Source organism: Bradyrhizobium sp. NAS96.2 (assembly GCF_001908235.1).
GTDB lineage: Bacteria > Pseudomonadota > Alphaproteobacteria > Rhizobiales > Xanthobacteraceae > Bradyrhizobium.
Genome location: NZ_LGHK01000002.1, coordinates 1 through 17,638 on the forward strand (window position 1 = coordinate 1; position 17,638 = coordinate 17,638).

Sequence of the window (17,638 nt, forward strand, 5' to 3'; positions counted from 1 at the left end):
GCGGCGACGTGCGGCGCCGGGGCAGGACGGTTGCCGGCGGTGGGCAAGGCGTGTCCTGCCGGGGGCGCGTGCCCTGTCGTTTGAGCGTGTTCCGTCGGTGGAGCGTGCACTGCCGAAAGAGCGTTTCCTGTCGGGAGAGCGTGTCCTGCCGGCGGAGCATTCCCTGCCGGTTGAGTGTGTCCCGCCGGCAGAGCATTTCCTGACGGGAGAGCGTGACCCGTCGTTTGAGCGTGTTCTGCCGGTGCAGCGTGCACGGGCGGCAATGCGTTTCCGGTCGGCAGAGCGTGTCCAGGCGGCACGGCATTGCCCGTCGGCAGAGCGTGGCTTGCCGTCGGCTGCGCATGCCCGGGCGGCGGCGCCGCGATCGGCTTGCCCGGTCGCGCGGCGATCACGCCCGCGCCGCTGAATTGTGCGGCGTGTGCGGTCGCGGCGACCGCGGGATGACCATGGTTGTTGGCGAGCGTCAGCGCCGGGTCTTTCATCGCCGCTGCCGCGTGCCGCGTCTGCTCGGCGGTCGCAGCCACATGTTGCCCGTTCTGGGCGGCGAGCTGCTGTGGCGTCGGCCTCACCGTGGTGCCGCCAGTGCCGCCATTGTAGCTGACGTTGGTCGTGTTGTTGATGACGGTCTTGTTGTAGACGTTGGTGACCGAGACGTTGGAGATGTTGTTGACGGAGCTGTTGTAGAAGAAGCTGCCGCCGCGCCAGTAGCCGCCCTCATAGCCGACGCCGGTGTAGCCGAAGCCATAAGAGATGCCGCCGTAGAAGCCGACGGTCGCTCCCCAATATCCGGCGTGGAACGCGTAGACGCCATCGTTCCAGCCCCAATAGCCGGGCGTCCACAGCAGCTCAGGTGCGGGCGGAAGCACCCATGTGCCGGGCACCCAGTAGTAACCGATATCGTCGCTCCAGGCCCAATAGCCGGGGGTCCAGATGTAGCCGACCGCGGGCATCGGCGGCTGCACGTAGACCGGCAATGGCGGCGGTGCCGCGTTCACGGTGATGCCGATGCCGATGCCGAGCTGCGCGTGTGCAGCGTCGGGCAGCGAGAGACAGCAAAGGCTGAGAGCTAAGGCGAGAGGCAGTCCGGCGATGCGGCGCATGGCACATACTCCAATCTTCTTCCCCCAGCGTTGGAGTCGAATAGTGGCGCCGACATGAACTCGCTGTGAATGTTTGTGGCAACCCGCGATCATGAGGCCGCGTCACGGCGAAATTTTTCGCAGTGGTGAATGCAGTTCAGCTTGGTGTCAGGATGGAACGCGATTGTGCGGTCGAAGTGGAAACATGAGCCAAGCGACGCCTGCCAGAGTTCCGCGTGGTTGCATCGCGCTCTGCAGTCGCGGCCTCTTCGTTGCCGCGTTCGATCATCTGTGTGGCTTCAGTTCGCTGCTGAGTAACGTTGCGCGGACGTCGTGTGCTGCAAGGTGCCAGCTTCATCACTGCGCCAAATAGTCGAATTTTAGTTTTGAATTGGACGCCGACCCCCTGCGCGTCATCAATCGATGACCGAAACATCCGGCTCGCACAAGGCCGGGCAGGGAGGTCTGGAATGGCGCGAACCGCCGACATCGACATCAACGCGGGCGCGCGCCTCGACCGGCTTCCGATCTGTGGATTCCATTGGCGCATCCTGGCCCTGATCGGGGCCGGCATGTTCCTCGACGCGTTCGATATCTATCTGGCCGGCGGCGTGCTGGGAGCCGTGCTCAAGGAGGGATGGTCGACGCTCGAGCTCAACGCCGCCTTCGTCTCCGCGACCTTTGTCGGGATGACGATCGGTGCCTGGTTCTCCGGCATCCTTGGCGACCGCTTCGGCCGCCGCTTCTCCTACCAGATGAACCTTGCGATCTTCGGCCTCGCGTCGATCGCGGCGGCCTTCGCTCCGAGCATGACCGTCCTGATCGGCCTGCGTTTCATCATCGGCATCGGGCTCGGCGCGGAGATCGTGGTCGGCTACGCGGCCTTGACGGAGTTCGTGCCGGCGTCATCGCGCGGACGCTGGATCGGGCTCTTGGCTGTGATCACCAACTTCTCGCTGTTCGCATCGTCCATGGTCGGCCTGTGGGTGATCCCGACGCTTGGATGGCGCTACATGTTCGCCCTTGTCGGCCTCCTTGCGATGGTCGTCTGGATTCTGCGCAAGTCGATGCCGGAGTCGCCGCGCTGGCTCGCCGCCAACGGACGCGCCGATGAAGCCGAGACAATTTTAGCGGCGATCGAGGCGGAGGCGGCGCGCAAGGGGCCACTCGCTCCCGTCGCGGCCGGCGCGCCAGCGCAGGAATCTCCGGGTGCGGTCTGGCGTCTGTTCCAGCCGCCATATCTCGCGCGCACGCTGCTCGGCAGCCTGTTGCACGTCGTCGTCGGTTTCAGCCTCTATGGGTTCATCGGCTGGCTGCCGACCTTCATGGTCAAGGGCGGCCACAGCGTGGTCTCCTCGCTGGGCTACACCACCGTGATGGCGCTGGGCGGGCCGGTCGGATCGCTGATCGGGCTTGTACTGGCGGACCGGCTCGGACGCAGGCTGTCGATCGTCGGCTCGTCGATCGCCGCGGCCGCGCTCGGGATCGCCTATCCGCACATGGCGGACGGTATTGCGCTTGCGAGCGTGGGCTTCCTGCTCGTCACCGCGATCTATGTCATGCTGGCGACCGGGTTCGCGATGCACGTCCCCGAATTGTTCCCGACGCGCTATCGGCTTCGCGGCACGGCGATCTGCGCCACGTCCGGACGGATCGCGACCGCGCTGGTCCAGTATGTCGTGGTCGCGATCTTCGCCTGGCAAGGGTTGACCGGGGTGCTGACGACCCTGGCCGGCATCCTCGTGTTCCAGGCCGTGGTCTTTCTCATGTTCGGCTTCGAAACCAAGGGACGGTCGCTGGAGGACGCATCGGCGGTCGCGGAGGCCGAGGCAGGAAGCCAGTCGTCGATCGCGCGAAGGCCGGCGGATATCGGGGCCTAACTCAGGCCGGAGCACGCCGCCCTGAGCCGATCGCGGAGCCAGCCGTTCGCATTGCTCTGATCATATCTGCGATGCCAGTACAGCATCCAGTCGAACGGCGCGGATTCGAACGGCAGGTCCTCCATCCGCAGGCCGTCGTCCATCAGCACGGCGGCCAGATGTCGCGGCATCACCGCGAGCAAATCGGTGCTCTTCAAGACATGCGGCACGACGAGCCAATGCGGCACATTCAGCGTGATGCGCCTTCGATGACCGCGCTCAGCGAGCACGTCGTCGACGAAGCGAAGATCCGTCGGGCTGATCGAGACCTTCATGTGCTCCTGGGCGATGAAGCGCTCGAAGGTCAATTTTCCGCGCTTGATTGGGTGACCGCTCCGCATCAGGCAGACCATGCGGTCGCGCAGCAGCGTCTCCGAGCGGATCGATGCCGAATGCTCGAGCCCCATGCTGACCGCGACGTCGATCTCGTCCCGCTCCAGCGCATCGATCGTCAAGGCGGGCGGCAGATGGATAATGTTGTAGGAGATCCGCGCGTCGGGCGATCGCGCCGCGGCGAGCCTCGGCAGCAGCAGGCAGGCGAGAATGTCCGACATCCTGATCGTGAAGCTGCGTTCCGTGCGGGTTGGATCGAAGCCGGTGTCGCTTGCCATCACGCGCTCGACCTGACGCAGCACCTGGCGCAGCGGCTCCGCCAGTTCGGTGGCGCGCGGCGTGGGCTTCATCCCGGCCGTCGTTCGCACCAGCAGCTCGTCCTCGAACATCGCGCGCAACCGGTTGAGTGCGTTGCTCATCGCCGGTTGACTGAGGCCGACCCGGTCGGCCGCCTTGGTGACATGACGCTCGGTCAGCAGTGCGTCCAGCGCGACAAGCAGGTTGAGGTCGATGGATCGAAGGTTCATCCGTCATTCATATCGTGAATAGCGAAAGACTACAAATCCATTTCATCCATGATGGTGCAGGGCGTATCAATCGATCCGAACCAAGGAGGCATCAATGAGCTTTGAGACGATCAAGCGCGACGTGAAGATCTGCATGTTCGACCAGTACGGCACGGTGGTCGACATGCAGGGCGGCCTGACCAAAATCGCCGCGCCGTTCCTTGCAAGGAAGGGCTGGAAGGGCGATCCGAATTCCTTCGTCACCTGGTGGCGCCGCACGCATTTCGAGAACTCGATGATCGATGCGCTGCTGCATCGCGAGCACACGCCCTATCGCGAGATCGGGCACCGCGCGGTTGCCCACGTGATGGACCGGGCGAAGATCGACTACACGATGGAAGATGTGCGCTATCTCGTCGGCGAGATCGAGAAGCTGGTGCCGTTTCCGGAAGTGCCGGAAGCGCTCGCGCGGCTGCAAAGCAAGTACAAGCTCGTCGTGCTCTCGAACGGCGATCCGGACATGCTCGAGACCGCGAAGCAGTACCACAAGGTCCCGTTCGATCGCGTGATCTCGGTGGCCGAGGCCAACTCGTTCAAGCCGCATGTCGCGACCTATACGAAGGCGGCGGAGATCATGGGTGTGAAGCCCGCCGAGGTGCTGTTCGTGGCCAATCACGCCTTCGACTGCATTGGCGCCAAGTCCGCCGGCATGCGGACGGCGTTCATCGACCGGCGCAGCCGCCCGTTCGGCATCACGCCGCACCAGCCCGATATCCTGGTGCCGTCGATGAAAGACCTCGCCGATGCGATCGTCTGATCGCGAGCCGCTGTCCGGCATCAGGGTTCTCGACCTCTGCCGGGTAGTTTCCGGTCCATTTGCGACGATGCAGCTCGGCGATCTCGGCGCGGATATCGTGAAGATCGAGGATCCGCGGCAAGGCGACGAAAGCCGCCGTTACGGGCCGCCCTTCGTCGGCGGCGAGAGCGCGTATTTCCTCTCGGTGAACCGCAACAAGCGCAGTTGCGCCATCGACCTGAAGTCGCCTGCGGGGCGCGACGCGGTGCTCGATCTCGCATCCGTCGCCGACGTCGTGATCGAGAATTTTCGCCCGGGCACACTCGACAAATGGGGGCTCGGCTTCGACGCGCTGCGGGCGCGCAAGGGCGACATCATCCTGTGCAGCATCTCGGGGTTCGGCCGCTCCGGTGCGGACGCCTTGCGCCCCGGATACGACCTGATCCTGCAGGGTGAATCCGGCGTGATGGACATCACCGGCGATCCGGATGGACCGCCGACCAAGGTCGGCACCTCAATCGCCGACCTCGTCACCGGCCTGTATGCGTCGCATTCGGTGCTCGCTGCCTTGATGCGGAAGAGCCGGACCGGCGAGGGCGGCCGGGTCGACGTCTCCATGCTCGACGCCATGGCGTCGCTGCTGACGTTCAACGCCGGCATGTACTTCGCCGCGGGACAAAGCCCGCGGCGCCGAGGCAACGTGCATCCGACCATCAGCCCGTACGAGCCGTTCGTAACCAGTGACGGCTGGATCAATGTCGGGGTTGCGAACGATAAATTCTGGGCGGCCTTCTGCGACGTCATCGGCCGTCCCGACCTGCGCGATGACCTGCGTTTCGAAACCGCCCCGAAGCGTGCGGCGAGCCGGAATGAGCTCGTCGCGATCCTCATCCCCATCTTCGCCCAAAGGAGCCGCGCCGACTGGCTGCAAGCGCTGGGCGCGGCGGGCATTCCCTGCGGCGCGATCAAGTCGGTCGGCGAGGTCTGCGAAACGCCGCAACTCACGCAGCGCGGCATGGTCCAGACCGTCCGCCATCCGGCCGCGGGAGACGTGACGTTCATCGCCCGGCCGACGCGGTTCGGCGATGATCCGCCGGCGCCTTCCACGCCGCCGCCGATGCTCGGCGAACACACGCGCGAGGTGCTTGCGGAGTGGCTCGGCTGGACCGACGATCGGCTCGAAAGAGTAGCGGTCGAAGGCGCGTTCGGAGACTTCGGACGGAGCTTGGTGCGATCGCCCATGTGAGTATCGTCAAGAAAAAATCGTCATGAGAGAAATCGCCGAGCAGATGATGCGCCGCGCCGTCGAAGACGAGCGGCAGGAATTCGGATCGTTTTTCCTGTCGCGTCTGTTCGGCCTGGAGATCGCCTACCAGGGCGAGACATGCACCGTGTCCTTTGACGTCGTGAGACCACTGTTCAACCCGCAAGGCTCGCTGCACGGCGGCGTGCTCGCGACCGCGCTCGACATCTCGATGGGGCATCTCGTCAACCATGTCGCGGGTGCCGGCACCACGCTCGAGATGAAGGTGCAGTATCTCGCCGCGGTCCGCGAAGGTCGCGTCACCTGCCGCGCGAGCTTCCTGAAGCGGGGCCGCAAGACCTTCTTCGTGCAGTCGCAGGCATCCACCGCCGCCGACGAGCCGATCGCGCATGCCACCTCGACCTGGCAGCTGCTGAATCGAAGCTGAAAGCGCTGTCCGGGCGTTTGACGTATCGCAACCAGTGCGGGGCAGGGAAGCAGGGCCGAGTGGGCTGGTGTCCCCGTGATTTTACGGTAGGGGAAAAACGGGACGAGCGTCACCCTTGGAAGCTATTCCGTCGTTGTGGGGCGCTCGCCTCGGTTGCGCTCAGACGCTATGTTGCGGGGGCACTCATTGGAGGCTTTGAGGAGTGAATACGTGCGAGTCATAAGAAATGGGTTTCTATCGCTTCTGGCCTTGGGAGCGTTGGCTCCGGAAGGTCACGCGCAAACCACGGTCGCAGCATTGGAGTGCGATTTTCCACTCGCTTCAACTGATGACTGGAGCATGGCCGCGTCGACCCTGCAATACTACATCGATACGGCAGGAGGCTGGAAAGTAGGCCAGGATTCGTTCTCCTTCGATGGCCCGACAAACGTCACCATCGATGGCAAGGATCGCGTCGCTTCGCTGTCGATCGTTATTTCCCGACAGTCGGGCAAAGCCACCAAGACGCTTTCGTCGGGAGGGAAATCCCTGACTGTCAGCGGCGAATGCAAAAAAATGGAATCCACCGGACGAAAGTTCTAAGCGCGCGCGATGTCGAGCCGCCCACCATGGTGTTGACGCGCCGCCGGGGGCGGCGGCGGAATGACCTCGAACGAATGGCATCCCAGCGACGGATGTCTGATGAGCCTCGGGCGGTCATCTGAATGGCGATGGCGACAGGATCGCCATTAGTGATCGCCGTCGATCCCATTCGCGCGGACGTCTCGAATCAAAATGCGGTGTTCGTTCCGCGCCCCTCAACGGCAACCTTTGCTGGCTCAGCGGATTTGGCGATGCCGGTTGCGGCAAAAGGCCGTGTTTTGGCTGGCGCACCCGACACGATTCGAACGTGTGACCTTTGCCTTCGGAGGGCAACGCTCTATCCAGCTGAGCTACGGGTGCGTGCAGGGGTTCATTTAGCTGATTGGCTCCGGGTCGGCAACGGCGTTGTCCGGCCGGTTAGGGGCTGTAGACTGCCTGCGCCAATATGACAGGTCCAAGGAAAAGGGCCGTCTTTCGAGGGAGTTTGCCCATGCGTCCGCTGGAATTCGGCTGGTATCTGCCCACGCACGGCGACACCACGGCCTATGGGCTGATGGAGGCGCAAATCGCCGGGTCGCCGGAACTCTGCGAGCGCGTGGTCAAGGCGGCCGAGGACGCCGGGTTTGAATATCTGCTCATCCCCGTCGGTTCGGTGTGCTGGGAGGCCTGGATAGCCGGGGCGTTCATGGCGGCGCGCTCGGCGCGGATCAAGCCGCTGATCGCAGCAAGGCCCGGCTATATCAACCCGGTGCTGATGGCCAAGATGATCTCGACCTTCGACCAGATGTCCGGCGGGCGGATCTGCATCAACCTGATCGCCGGCCAGAATGAGAGCGAGGTCGAGGCCGAGGGCGTCCGCTACGCCAAGGAGGAGCGCTACGCGCTGATGGAGGAGGAGGTCTCGATCCTGAAGGCGCTGTGGACGACGCGCGGGCCGGTGACCTTCCAGGGCAAGTTTCACACGATCTCGGGCGCACATATCAGGCCGCGTCCGCTGCAGCAGCCATTTCCGAAATTCTATCTCGGCGGCGGCTCGCGGCAGGCCTGGGAGGTGTCGGCGAAGCATTCCGACGTCCATCTGTTCTGGGGTGATCTGCCGGAGCGCATCGCAGAGAATATCGCCGAGATCCGCCGCATGGCGCGCGACCATGACCGGGAGGATGCGATCGGCTTTGGCATGCGGCTGCAGGTGATCTGCCGCGAGAACGAGGCGGATGCCTGGGAGGCCGCCGACCAGCTGGTGCGCCACGCCACCGAGCGACAGAAGCAGGAGATGAAGACGCTCTATAACCGCTCGGAAGCCAATCAGCGCGTGCAGCAGCTCGCGCGCGACTATGGCGATCTCCTGATGCCGCATCTGTGGACCGGCATCACCAAGGTGCGGCCCGGCGCCGGCATCGCGGTTGTCGGCAACCCCGAACAATGCGCCGCGACCTTGCAGCAGTTCATCGACGCCGGCTGCCACTCCTTCTGCTTGTCCGGCTATCTGCACGACGAGGAGGCCGAGCGGTTCGGCCGTCTGATCCGCCCGATCCTTGCCGCGAACAATCGCGGACGGCTCGCGGCGTGAGCTGCCCTGCCTTTCCGAAGTTTCATGCATGAAGTGAAGTCCAATGCGCCATGATCCGGCCGGATTGCATCGCCGCTCGCGGCACCAACGGAGTCGAATCATGCATCATCGGGGCTGGCTTGCGGCGCTGACGCTGCTCACCGCGACCGTTCACGTGCCGGTCGCGTCGGCAACGCAGGCGCAGATCGAGCGCGACAAGAAGCCGGTCAAGGAGGTCGCGAGCGGGCGGATCGCCGTCGGCAGCGCGACCTTCCCCGTTTATCTCTCGGCGGACTGGTCCAATCCGCTGCCCGACATCACCCGCGCGGTACTGGTGCTGCACGGGGTGCTGCGCAATGCCGACGATTATTTCCGCGCGGCGCTGAGCGCACAGGCTGCGGCCGGCGAGGCCGGCAAGAGCACGCTGATGATCGCGCCGCAGTTTTTGATCGAGCCTGATGTCGATGCGTTCATGCTGCCGGCGGAGACCCTGCGCTGGAGCCTCTATGGCTGGCAGGGCGGTGAGCCCGCGCTCGCGCCCAATCCGGCGAGTTCGTTCGAGGCGCTCGACGCCATCCTGGCGAAGCTCGGCGACCGCAAGCTGTTTCCGAACCTGAAGCAGGTCGTCGTGTTCGGCCATTCCGGCGGCGGCCAGGTGGTGCAGCGTTATGCGATCGCGGTGAAGGGCGATCAGGTGCTGCTGCGCGAGGGCATCGGCGTGCGCTATGTGGTCGCCAATCCCTCTTCCTACGCCTATTTCACCAAGGAGCGGCCGGAGCCCGCGATCGCGGCGGCATGCGAAGGCTATAACAGCTGGAAGTTCGGCATGGACGATCGCCCGCCCTATCTCGCCGAGCCTTCGCCGGCTGCGCTGGAACAGGCTTATGTCGCGCGCCGCGTGATCTATCTGCTCGGAACGCTCGACACCAATCCCAATCATGCCGCGCTCGACAAGTCCTGCATGGCGGAAGCCGAAGGGCCGTATCGCTATGCGCGCGGGCATTCCTATGTCGCGGCGATGCAGGCCCGCGATGGCGGCACGCCGAACCACAGCGTGTGGGACGTGCCCGGCGTCGGCCATGAGGGCGGCAAGATGCTCAACTCGCCCTGCGGCCTGACCGCGGTGTTCGACATTCCCGGCTGCGAGGCGGCGCGGTAGAGCATGATCCGGAAAAAGTGGAGACCGGTTTTCCCGCGCGACAAACGCGGAACGCGTTTGCGTGGAGATCATGCTCAAACAATGAGGTGCGATCATGATGCGATGCCATGGAATCGCATTATAATCGCATCACGCACACCGGAATTTGTGCGTCGGCTCAGTGGCAAGCTGTGTCGAGATCGCCTATGCTTATGTTGAGCATCACGACCGACAGCTCGATGGAGACCGTCATGAGAGCATGTTTGTTCGCGGTTCTGACTGCAGGTGCATTCCTCGGGCTGACCCCGGCCAACGCCGCGGAGGGGTGTGGCGACGGTTGCCACAGGACCTCAGGAGGCGCTTGCGTGATTGACGGCTGGGGCACCAGCGCGCGGGTCAGGAACGAATGCCCCGCCACCACCCGCGCACGGCCCCCATGTGGTGGCCATGGATATATCTGGCGGCGCGACTACCAGGCCTGTTCGCAGACGACGAAGGATTGGCTTTAGAGCACGATCCGAAAAACAGCGAAGCGGTTTTCCCTCGCGACAAACGCAGGGCGTTTGCGCGGAGATCATGCTCAAGCAACGGACGAGAGCGGGATGAGGATTCAACCAAATCTCATCGCGCTCTAGCTTTCCGCGACGTCGACCGGTCCGTCTTACGCCGGCACGATCACCTTGCCGATCGGCCACAGCGCGATGCCGGCAAGCTTGAGATGTGCCCAGGCGAAGGGGATGCCGACGATGGTCACGGCCAGAAGAATCGCCGTGATCACGTGGCCGATCGCGAGCCACCAGCCGGCCAGGATGAATCAGATCAGATTGCCGATCACCCCGAGCGGTCCGGTCCCGATGTCCGAATATCCGGTGACTTCATCGCGGCGTACCGCACGCGAGCCGAACGGTAGCAGCGTGTAGACGGCGATGTTGAAGGCGGCGCGCGCCCAAGGCAGCCCGATGATGGTCACGGCCATGATCACCGCGGCGACCAGCCAGCCGAACGCCATCCACGCGCCGCCGATCAGGATCCAGAGGACGTTCAGGAGGATAGACACAGGCTGCATGGCAGGCACCTTTGCTCCGCGTGACACCGCCTCAATATAGGCCGGCGGCCGGCGCCGCGGTAGGGTGCCGCGCGGCGGCGATCCTCGCCACCGGTCGTACAATTGTCGCAGAGGCAGCCGCGTCGCAAAGGGAGAACGACAATGAGAAAAAGACCTGGGACAAGTATTCCTGGCACAAGCATTCTCGGGGCAGGAATGTTGGCAGCGCTGGCATTTTCAGCGCAGGCCGCGCACAGCGAAGATGCCGTGCGGTTTGCGCCGCTCGAGGCCGAGGAGCTGTCGCCGGCGCAAAAGGCCTGGGCCGACATGATCAGCGCGCCGCCGCGCAATGCCAAGTTCACCGCGCCGCCCTACCGCGCCTATATCCGCAACCCCGACCTGGCGCCGAAGCTGTCGAACCTGTCGGAGTATCTGCGCTGGAATACCTCGCTGCCGGCGCGGCTCAGCGAGATGGCGATCCTGATCACGGCGCGGCACTGGACCGCGCAATACGAATGGTCCGCGCATTATCCGCTGGCGATGAAGGGCGGGCTCGATCCGAAGGTCGCGGACGCCATCGCCAAGGGCACGCGGCCCGAGGGCATGAAGGATGACGAGGCCGCGCTCTACGATCTCGGCATCGCGCTCTATCACGACAGGAAGGTCTCAGACGCCGTCTACAAGGCCGCGCAGCAGACGTTCGGCGAGCGCGGCATCATGGATATCATCGGCATCATGGGCTACTACGATTTGGTCTCGATGACGCTGATCACGATGCAGGCGGGCTCCGCGAACAATGGCGTCGCGCCGTTGCCGGTGCTGGAGAAGTAAGGGCGGGCTTGTCCCTCGCCGCGCTCTTGCGGTAGGGGAGATGACGTCTGCGGAGATCTTCCGCGGACTCCCTTCGCCTCTCCCGCTTGCGGGGGAGGCCGACGCGCGCCTAGCGCGGCGGGTGGGGGCTCTCTCCACGAAATGACTCGCGGAGAGAGCCCCCACCCCAACCCTCCCCCGCAAGGGGGAGAGGGAGCCGACCGCCGATGCTACCTGAATTTCATGTGCGATTGCCCTGGCTCTTGCGGGGAGAGAGCTGGCAATCAGCCGCTGCCTGCTTGAAACGAAGGAGCTGCTACCGCCGAAAGCCGTTGGCGCGCGAATAGCTCTGGCGACCGTCCTGGGACGGACGCGCGGCCATGCTGGCGCGGCTCTCGCTCGTGACCGGCGTCGCGGGCTTCAGGTCCTCGAGGAAAATCGGCCTGGCGAAGTAATAGCCCTGGGCATAGCGGATCTTGGTCGCCGCCTGCAGATAGGTGAGCTCCTCATAGGACTCGATGCCCTCGGCGATCACGGTCATGCCGAGCGCCTCGCTCAGCGATTCGATCGCGCGCAGGATGCCCTGGCTGCGCGGCCGCTGATGGATGTCGGTGATGAAGGAGCGGTCGATCTTGATCTCGTCGGCGGTGATGTCGGCGAGCGCCGACAGCGACGAATAGCCGATGCCGAAATCGTCGATCGAGATGCCGACGCCGATGCCGCGCAGGATCGGCAGGATCTGGTCCTGGAAGTGCGACCGGGTCACGAACGCGTCCTCGGTCACCTCGATCATGAAGCGCTTCGGGAAGCCGGTCTCCTCGATCGCGCGGGCGAAGCGGCGCATGAACTCGAGATTGCCGGCCTGCTTGGCCGCGACATTGATGCTGATTGTCGCAGTCGGGCCGAACGTGTCGTTGATCAGGTCGATCGACTTGACGATTTCCGCGAGCACCAGGAACGTCAGCTCGTCGATCAGGCCGAGCTCGACGGCAAGGTTGATGAAGGTGCCCGGCGCCTGGATCACGCCCTCGTCGTCGCGCAGCCGCACCAGCGCCTCGATGCCCTTGACCTCGTGGGTGCGGATATCGACCTTGGCCTGGAATGCGCAGCAGAAACGCTTTTCCAGGATCGCCAGCCGCAGCGACTGCTCGATCTTCATGCGCGCCAGTGCCTCGCGCTCCATGCTGTTGTCGAAGAACGCGGTCGAGCCCTTGCCGTTGTTCTTGACGCGGTACATCGCGATGTCTGCATTCTGGCGCAGCGCTTCGTAGCTCCTGCCGTGCATCGGGTAGAGGCTGACGCCGATCGAGGTCGAGGCGAAGATCTCGGAGTCCTCGATGAAGAACGGCGCCTTCAGCCGCTCCTGCATGACGTGGATGAATTCGGCAACCTCGTCATTGCCGCTGATCGGGTTCAGCAGCAGCAGGAATTCGTCGCCGGATATCCGTGAAAGGATGTCGGTTTCGCGCAACGCATGGCCAAGCCGCTTGGACAGTTCGACCAGCAGCGCATCGCCGATCGCGTGGCCGTAATAGTCATTGATGTGCTTGAAGTTGTCGACATCGAGAAAGGCGAGCGCGAAATGGCTCTGCGCGGTGTCGCGGATCAGGCCGTTGACGCGATGCTCGATCACCCGCCGGGTCGGCAGGCCGGTCAGTTCATCGTAATAGGCCGAGCGGAACAGCTGGTCTTCGAACGCCTTCTGCTCGCTGATGTCGGTCGAGGTCGAGATCAGGAGATTGCGGCCGGCGATCTGGACCGGCCGGTGCGAGGTGAGAAACACGTATTTGGATGCGCCGCAGGAGAGCACTTCCTCGAGTACCACCGGGCGGCCGCTGCGCAGCATGTCCAAATTGGCGGCATGACGATCATCGACCGGCGCCGGCTGGCTCGCGCTCGCCGCCAGCTGCAGCTGGCTCGCTGCCGCTTCGTTCACCAAGATGAACTGGCCCTGCTCGTCCTGCACCGTCACGCCCGCCGGCAGCAGCTGGAGAAGATCGCGCAAGATGCGCAGTTCATTTCCGGAAATGTCGTCTTGGCCGGTCGCTGCCGCGACCGCCTGAAAATCGTTTTTGTTGAAACTATGCATGTGCCGACCTTGGCAAAGTCCGTTGTAGTTTTGGTTAAGCGGACCTGCGAAATGCCGTGACAGAATGAGACCCGGGCTGCTTTCGCAAGCCGTCGCGGCAATCGTCATTAACAGAGTATCAATGTCGGCTTCGGCCGCTGGTGAAAGCGATTGCGGCGCGCGCGGTTGCATCAGCAACGCCGCCTGTGCCGGAAAGCCGACTTATCAACAGTTGGGAAGCTTGCACTGCATCGTGCAATGAACGCCGGTCTTCAGGTAGCTGATCTCGGTCCTGCCGTCGAACGGCCGCAGCGCCGACTTCAACAGCTTGGTGCCGAAGCCGGCTTCGCCGATCACATCGACCACCGGTCCCTCGGTTTCGTCCCAGATCACGTTGAGACGTCCATCGTCCACCGTCCACGACACCTGCAGAAACCCGCGCGGCGAGGAGAAGGCGCCGTATTTTCCTGCGTTGGTTGCGAGCTCGTGGAAGATCAGCGCCAGCGAGACGGCGAGCTTGGCCGGCAGGAACAATTGCTCGCCGTTGAGATTGAACCGCACGTGGCCGTAGGGGCCGAGCTCCGAGCGCAGCAAATCCTTGATATCGCAGCCATAGCCGTCGACCCGCGCGATCAGGTCGTCGGTCGCCGAGAGCGCGCGGATGCGATGGTCGATGCGCTGCCAGACATCGGGCCGGTCCTGCAGCGCCTGATGCAGCACGGCATGAATGGTCGAGGATTTGTTCTTCAGCCGGTGCTGCAATTCGTCGACCACGATCTTGCGGTACTGCTCCTCCTCGATCAGCCGCTTGGACACCTCGCGCTGCTGGGCAACCAGGGAACGGTAGTGCTCCACGCCCCAGATCGCGATGCCGCACACCGCCCAGAAGATCATCAGCAGTGCAAAGCGCGCCGGATCGGCGTGCCCGCTGCTGAAATTGATGATGACGCCGAGCAGGCCGCTTGCCAGCGCGGTCGCGATCCCGATCCGGAAGCCGCCAAGGGCGGTCGCGAAGAACACCGCCGGGAAATAAGGCGTGAAGAACACATCAGGCCTGATCTGGGCGAGCCCGAAGCGCGCGGCCGTGGCCAAAACGAGACAGAGCACCGCGAAGCTCGCCGCAAGCAGCATCGAAGGCGGGGAATCGCCCCGCCAACCCGCCCTGAATTCGTCGATCCATTTCGCCATCGGTCGTTCCAGTTCACGTGAACAGGCGACCCAAAATAAGGCCGCTGCGACCGAAAAACCGCAGTTGTGGCCTTCTGGCCACAGGTGGACCTCGACCACCGGTAACCGCGCCTCCGCTTGCGTTGGTGGAAGCAGCTGGGGAATATCCGCAACATCAAACGATAATCGAGGGATCGGCATGGGACGGCTGGACGGCAAGGTCGCGGTGATCACCGGGGCGACCAGCGGCATCGGGTTGCGCACGGCGGAGGTCTTTGTCGCCGAGGGCGCGCGGATCGTGATCGCCGGGCGCCGCGCGCCGGAGGGCGAGGCGCTGGCGCAACAGCTCGGCGAGGCCTGCGTGTTTCGGCAGACCGACGTCACGGTCGAGGACGAGATGCAGGCGCTGATCGCGCTTGCGGTGGAGAAGTTCGGCCGGATCGACTGCCTGTTCAACAACGCCGGCGGTCCGGCGCAGACCGGCGGCATCGAAGGCCTCGACGTCGAGCGGTTCGACGCGGCGATGGCAACCCTGGTGCGCAGTGTCATGCTCGGCATGAAGCATGCAGCGCCGTACATGCGCAAGCAGGGCTCCGGCAGCATCATCAACAATGGCAGCATTGCCGGACGGCTCGCCGGGTTCTCCTCGTCGATGGTCTATGGCGCGGCGAAGGCCGCCGTGATTCATTTCACCAAATGCGTGGCGATGGAGCTCGGCGAGTCCGGCATTCGCGTCAACTCGATCTCGCCCGGTGCGATCGCCACCGGGATTTTCGGCAAGGCGCTCGGGTTGTCGACCGACACGGCCGAGAAGACCGCTTCCGTGATGCGCGAGGTCTACAAGGCGGCGCAGCCGATCCCGCGCGCCGGCCTGCCCGACGACATCGCGCATGCCGCGGTGTTCCTGGCGAGCGACGAATCGAGCTTCATCAACGGTCATGACCTCGTCGTCGACGGCGCCATCACCGGCGGCCGCAATTGGAGCCAGCAGCAGGCGGGCTATGTGTCGTTGCGCAAGGCGTTCGATCAGGGGGCGTAGCTGGGACAGTCGCCGAGGCAGAAAGCATGAACGCCAGGCTCGAGCGGAAGCTGCAACGTCTTGCCGCCGTCCTTGTCGCCGGAATCCTGTCCGGCGTCGCGATCACGCTGAGCGCCTTCGGCGGCGGCGCTGCCCGGTTGACTGTCGGCATCACCTACGGGTTCCTGCTTGCCGGGGTGATCGGCTCGGTCGAGCTGTTCGTCCTTGAAGATTGGGACTGGGTCAAACGCCTGTCCTTCCTCTCCAATCTGGCCGTACGCAGCGCCATCTACGCGGCCATCATCATCGGCATCCAGCTGCTGCAGCCGGGCGAACGCATCGCAGACGTGGCGCCGCAGGATTCGCTGCAGGACTTCTGGTCGAGTTTCGCCCGCTCCGCCATCGTCGCGGTGCTGGTCAATCTGGGATTCGGCATCGCCAACCTGATCGGCTCGCGCGCGCTCCTGAATTTCGTCACCGGGCGCTATCACGCGCCGGTCGAGGAAGACCGTTTCGTGCTGTTCGTCGACATTGCCGGATCGACCGGGCTCGCCGAGCGTCTCGGCGGCATCGGCATCCATCGTTTTCTCGACCGTACCTTCCGCCTGCTGACGCAGTCGGTGGTCGATTATCGCGGCGAGGTGCTCAACTATGTCGGCGACGAGATCATCGTCACCTGGCCCGAACAGAGCGGCGCGGTCGATTGCCGGCCGCTGCGCTGTTTCGTGGCGATGCGCCGCACGTTGCAGAAGGCGGCGCCGCAGTTCGAGCGTGAATTCGCCGCGCCACCGCCATTTCCGCTGAGCGATCTCGGCACACTCCCGATCCGCGGCCGCGTCGACGGCATCGACGTCGTGGGGATCGGAGCGGTGGCGTAGGTGGGTGTAGTTGCAGTGTTAGCGTTGCTGAGTCTTATCGTTGTTTTCGTCGCGATCCATGCTGCATCTCTGACGTTTTGAGATGACTCACACATGACCACATTGGGACAACTGATTGACCTCTACCTAGCTGATCCGAATTCCGGGTTCAGCAATCTCAGCTATCGAGTTCGTGAGAGCAGCCGCCGTTACTTGCGGCGCATCAAGGCTGAGAAAGGAGTTTGTCCCATCGGCGAGATCAACTCTCCGATGCTTGCCTATTGGAATCAGATGTGGGGCCGCGACGGCAAGAATGCTACCGCTCGCGCATTGAAGTGGCAGTTAAAGTCTCTGTTTGAATACGGTGCTACTTCAAGACTGGACGCGAAGTGCATAGAGCTATTGGAAGCCATCAAATACGTGCACAACGAAACAGTCGCGCCTCGCATCGCGAAGATTAGCATCGAACAAGTTAACGCAATCATCAGGAAGGCTCATGAATGGGGCTCGCATTCCATCGCTCTTGCACAAGCCCTGCAGTTCGAAACTCCGCTGACGCAACGCGACTGCCTTGGCGAATACGTGCCACTGGAAGAACGCGGCTCTACCAACGTAGTTTGGAAGGGGATGAAGTGGCTACATGGCCTTCGCTGGACTGAAGTTGGCGACGATTTGGTTCTCCGACGGAAGGAGCTAGAATTCGATTTAAAGGATGCGCCGCTGACACTGGCCGAATTGGATAATTGGCGCGATTTTCGCCGTGGCGACACGCCGGTGGTCATTTGCGAAGGAACTGCGATGCCATGGATTGCCTCCGAATTTCGGCGCAAGTGGCGTCGTATTGCGAATGCGGCGGAGGTGCCAGCAAGTCTAAGAAATATGGATAGCTGAACTTTTGGGCGTGGCTATCAGGCTGCGACATATTAACTCGACGGGCAAATGAGCGCTTCCGTCGTCGGACAAATCAGATGTTCAATTCCGCTCGTCTCACCCGACACGAGGGGCGCTTCGCGGTCGTCACGAACGTGGGTCGAGATGCGGTGGACGCCGATTGCGCAACTGACGAGTGCGCATGAGGCG

General features: G+C 63.6%; 16 protein-coding genes, 1 tRNA gene and 1 pseudogene. 12 read left to right on the forward strand and 6 right to left on the reverse strand.

The genetic code is table 11. The features are described 5' to 3' along the window. The coding region (locus AC628_RS42395; protein WP_143201352.1) for a YXWGXW repeat-containing protein at positions 1–1,100 on the reverse strand (1,100 nt) is incomplete at its 3' end. Positions 1,101–1,549: 449 nt separating this feature from the next. On the opposite strand from AC628_RS42395, the gene AC628_RS00435 reads away from it, so the two are divergent. Then, positions 1,550–2,959, forward strand: a complete 1,410-nt coding sequence (locus AC628_RS00435; protein ID WP_074124756.1) for an MFS transporter — start codon at positions 1,550–1,552, stop codon at positions 2,957–2,959. Here AC628_RS00435 and AC628_RS00440 read toward each other — a convergent pair. Continuing rightward, positions 2,956–3,858: a LysR family transcriptional regulator gene (locus AC628_RS00440; RefSeq protein ID WP_074124757.1), complete on the reverse strand. Its 903-nt coding sequence runs from the start codon at positions 3,856–3,858 to the stop codon at positions 2,956–2,958. The genes AC628_RS00435 and AC628_RS00440 overlap by 4 nt on opposite strands. A gap of 94 nt (positions 3,859–3,952) precedes the next feature. Between AC628_RS00440 and AC628_RS00445 the strand changes: the two genes are divergently transcribed. From AC628_RS00445 to AC628_RS00460, 4 genes are all read left to right on the forward strand, one after another. Then, positions 3,953–4,654 (forward strand): haloacid dehalogenase type II, encoded by a 702-nt coding sequence (locus AC628_RS00445; protein WP_074124758.1) that lies wholly within the window; start codon positions 3,953–3,955, stop codon positions 4,652–4,654. After that, positions 4,641–5,879, forward strand: coding sequence for a CaiB/BaiF CoA transferase family protein (locus AC628_RS00450; RefSeq protein WP_074124759.1), 1,239 nt, complete (start codon positions 4,641–4,643; stop codon positions 5,877–5,879). Before AC628_RS00445 ends, AC628_RS00450 begins: the two co-directional genes overlap by 14 nt. Before the next feature lie 22 nt (positions 5,880–5,901). Next, complete coding sequence (locus AC628_RS00455; protein ID WP_074124760.1) at positions 5,902–6,324, forward strand: PaaI family thioesterase; 423 nt, start codon at positions 5,902–5,904, stop codon at positions 6,322–6,324. 339 nt (positions 6,325–6,663) lie between these two features. Then, positions 6,664–6,906: a hypothetical protein gene (locus AC628_RS00460; RefSeq protein WP_050424707.1), complete on the forward strand. Its 243-nt coding sequence runs from the start codon at positions 6,664–6,666 to the stop codon at positions 6,904–6,906. A 283-nt stretch (positions 6,907–7,189) separates the two neighbouring features. Here AC628_RS00460 and AC628_RS00465 read toward each other — a convergent pair. Continuing rightward, a tRNA-Arg gene (locus tag AC628_RS00465) sits at positions 7,190–7,266 on the reverse strand. Between the two features lie 130 nt (positions 7,267–7,396). Here AC628_RS00465 and AC628_RS00470 point away from each other — a divergent pair. From AC628_RS00470 to AC628_RS46050, 3 genes are all read left to right on the forward strand, one after another. Then, positions 7,397–8,476 carry an LLM class flavin-dependent oxidoreductase gene (locus AC628_RS00470; RefSeq protein ID WP_074124761.1) on the forward strand — a complete coding sequence of 360 codons (1,080 nt, stop codon included), beginning with the start codon at positions 7,397–7,399 and terminating at the stop codon, positions 8,474–8,476. A 100-nt stretch (positions 8,477–8,576) separates the two neighbouring features. Next, positions 8,577–9,614 carry an alpha/beta fold hydrolase gene (locus tag AC628_RS00475; RefSeq protein ID WP_074124762.1) on the forward strand — a complete coding sequence of 346 codons (1,038 nt, stop codon included), beginning with the start codon at positions 8,577–8,579 and terminating at the stop codon, positions 9,612–9,614. Between the two features lie 230 nt (positions 9,615–9,844). After that, on the forward strand, positions 9,845–10,102 hold the full coding sequence (locus tag AC628_RS46050; protein WP_502689521.1) for a GCG_CRPN prefix-to-repeats domain-containing protein: 258 nt from the start codon (positions 9,845–9,847) through the stop codon (positions 10,100–10,102). 152 nt (positions 10,103–10,254) lie between these two features. Here AC628_RS46050 and AC628_RS00485 read toward each other — a convergent pair. After that, positions 10,255–10,659 (reverse strand): annotated as a pseudogene (locus AC628_RS00485) (YccF domain-containing protein). A gap of 195 nt (positions 10,660–10,854) precedes the next feature. Between AC628_RS00485 and AC628_RS00490 the strand changes: the two are divergent. Continuing rightward, complete coding sequence (locus tag AC628_RS00490; protein ID WP_074124763.1) at positions 10,855–11,469, forward strand: carboxymuconolactone decarboxylase family protein; 615 nt, start codon at positions 10,855–10,857, stop codon at positions 11,467–11,469. Between the two features lie 295 nt (positions 11,470–11,764). Here AC628_RS00490 and AC628_RS00495 read toward each other — a convergent pair whose 3' ends face one another. Both AC628_RS00495 and AC628_RS00500 read right to left on the reverse strand, forming a co-directional pair. Then, positions 11,765–13,537, reverse strand: coding sequence for a putative bifunctional diguanylate cyclase/phosphodiesterase (locus AC628_RS00495; RefSeq protein WP_074124764.1), 1,773 nt, complete (start codon positions 13,535–13,537; stop codon positions 11,765–11,767). Between the two features lie 204 nt (positions 13,538–13,741). Next, positions 13,742–14,704 carry a sensor histidine kinase gene (locus tag AC628_RS00500; RefSeq protein WP_074124765.1) on the reverse strand — a complete coding sequence of 321 codons (963 nt, stop codon included), beginning with the start codon at positions 14,702–14,704 and terminating at the stop codon, positions 13,742–13,744. 178 nt (positions 14,705–14,882) lie between these two features. Here AC628_RS00500 and AC628_RS00505 point away from each other — a divergent pair, with 178 nt between their 5' ends. From AC628_RS00505 to AC628_RS00515, 3 genes are all read left to right on the forward strand, one after another. After that, positions 14,883–15,722 (forward strand): SDR family NAD(P)-dependent oxidoreductase, encoded by an 840-nt coding sequence (locus tag AC628_RS00505; protein WP_074124766.1) that lies wholly within the window; start codon positions 14,883–14,885, stop codon positions 15,720–15,722. A 26-nt stretch (positions 15,723–15,748) separates the two neighbouring features. Then, a complete protein-coding gene (locus AC628_RS00510; protein ID WP_074124767.1) occupies positions 15,749–16,579 on the forward strand; it encodes a nucleotidyl cyclase domain-containing protein in 831 nt (276 codons plus the stop codon). Positions 16,580–16,672: 93 nt separating this feature from the next. Further along, positions 16,673–17,449, forward strand: coding sequence for a hypothetical protein (locus AC628_RS00515; protein WP_074124768.1), 777 nt, complete (start codon positions 16,673–16,675; stop codon positions 17,447–17,449). Positions 17,450–17,638: the final 189 nt, after the last annotated feature.

What these genes read in the sequence shown, in the direction of transcription:
- AC628_RS00435 (WP_074124756.1), top strand. Translation starts at nt 1,550, where the DNA reads ATGGCGCGAACCGCCGACATCGACATCAACGCGGGCGCGCGCCTCGAC.
- AC628_RS00440 (WP_074124757.1), bottom strand. Translation starts at nt 3,858, where the DNA reads ATGAACCTTCGATCCATCGACCTCAACCTGCTTGTCGCGCTGGACGCA.
- AC628_RS00445 (WP_074124758.1), top strand. Translation starts at nt 3,953, where the DNA reads ATGAGCTTTGAGACGATCAAGCGCGACGTGAAGATCTGCATGTTCGAC.
- AC628_RS00450 (WP_074124759.1), top strand. Translation starts at nt 4,641, where the DNA reads ATGCGATCGTCTGATCGCGAGCCGCTGTCCGGCATCAGGGTTCTCGAC.
- AC628_RS00455 (WP_074124760.1), top strand. Translation starts at nt 5,902, where the DNA reads ATGAGAGAAATCGCCGAGCAGATGATGCGCCGCGCCGTCGAAGACGAG.
- AC628_RS00460 (WP_050424707.1), top strand. Translation starts at nt 6,664, where the DNA reads ATGGCCGCGTCGACCCTGCAATACTACATCGATACGGCAGGAGGCTGG.
- AC628_RS00470 (WP_074124761.1), top strand. Translation starts at nt 7,397, where the DNA reads ATGCGTCCGCTGGAATTCGGCTGGTATCTGCCCACGCACGGCGACACC.
- AC628_RS00475 (WP_074124762.1), top strand. Translation starts at nt 8,577, where the DNA reads ATGCATCATCGGGGCTGGCTTGCGGCGCTGACGCTGCTCACCGCGACC.
- AC628_RS46050 (WP_502689521.1), top strand. Translation starts at nt 9,845, where the DNA reads ATGAGAGCATGTTTGTTCGCGGTTCTGACTGCAGGTGCATTCCTCGGG.
- AC628_RS00490 (WP_074124763.1), top strand. Translation starts at nt 10,855, where the DNA reads ATGTTGGCAGCGCTGGCATTTTCAGCGCAGGCCGCGCACAGCGAAGAT.
- AC628_RS00495 (WP_074124764.1), bottom strand. Translation starts at nt 13,537, where the DNA reads ATGCATAGTTTCAACAAAAACGATTTTCAGGCGGTCGCGGCAGCGACC.
- AC628_RS00500 (WP_074124765.1), bottom strand. Translation starts at nt 14,704, where the DNA reads ATGGCGAAATGGATCGACGAATTCAGGGCGGGTTGGCGGGGCGATTCC.
- AC628_RS00505 (WP_074124766.1), top strand. Translation starts at nt 14,883, where the DNA reads ATGGGACGGCTGGACGGCAAGGTCGCGGTGATCACCGGGGCGACCAGC.
- AC628_RS00510 (WP_074124767.1), top strand. Translation starts at nt 15,749, where the DNA reads ATGAACGCCAGGCTCGAGCGGAAGCTGCAACGTCTTGCCGCCGTCCTT.
- AC628_RS00515 (WP_074124768.1), top strand. Translation starts at nt 16,673, where the DNA reads ATGACCACATTGGGACAACTGATTGACCTCTACCTAGCTGATCCGAAT.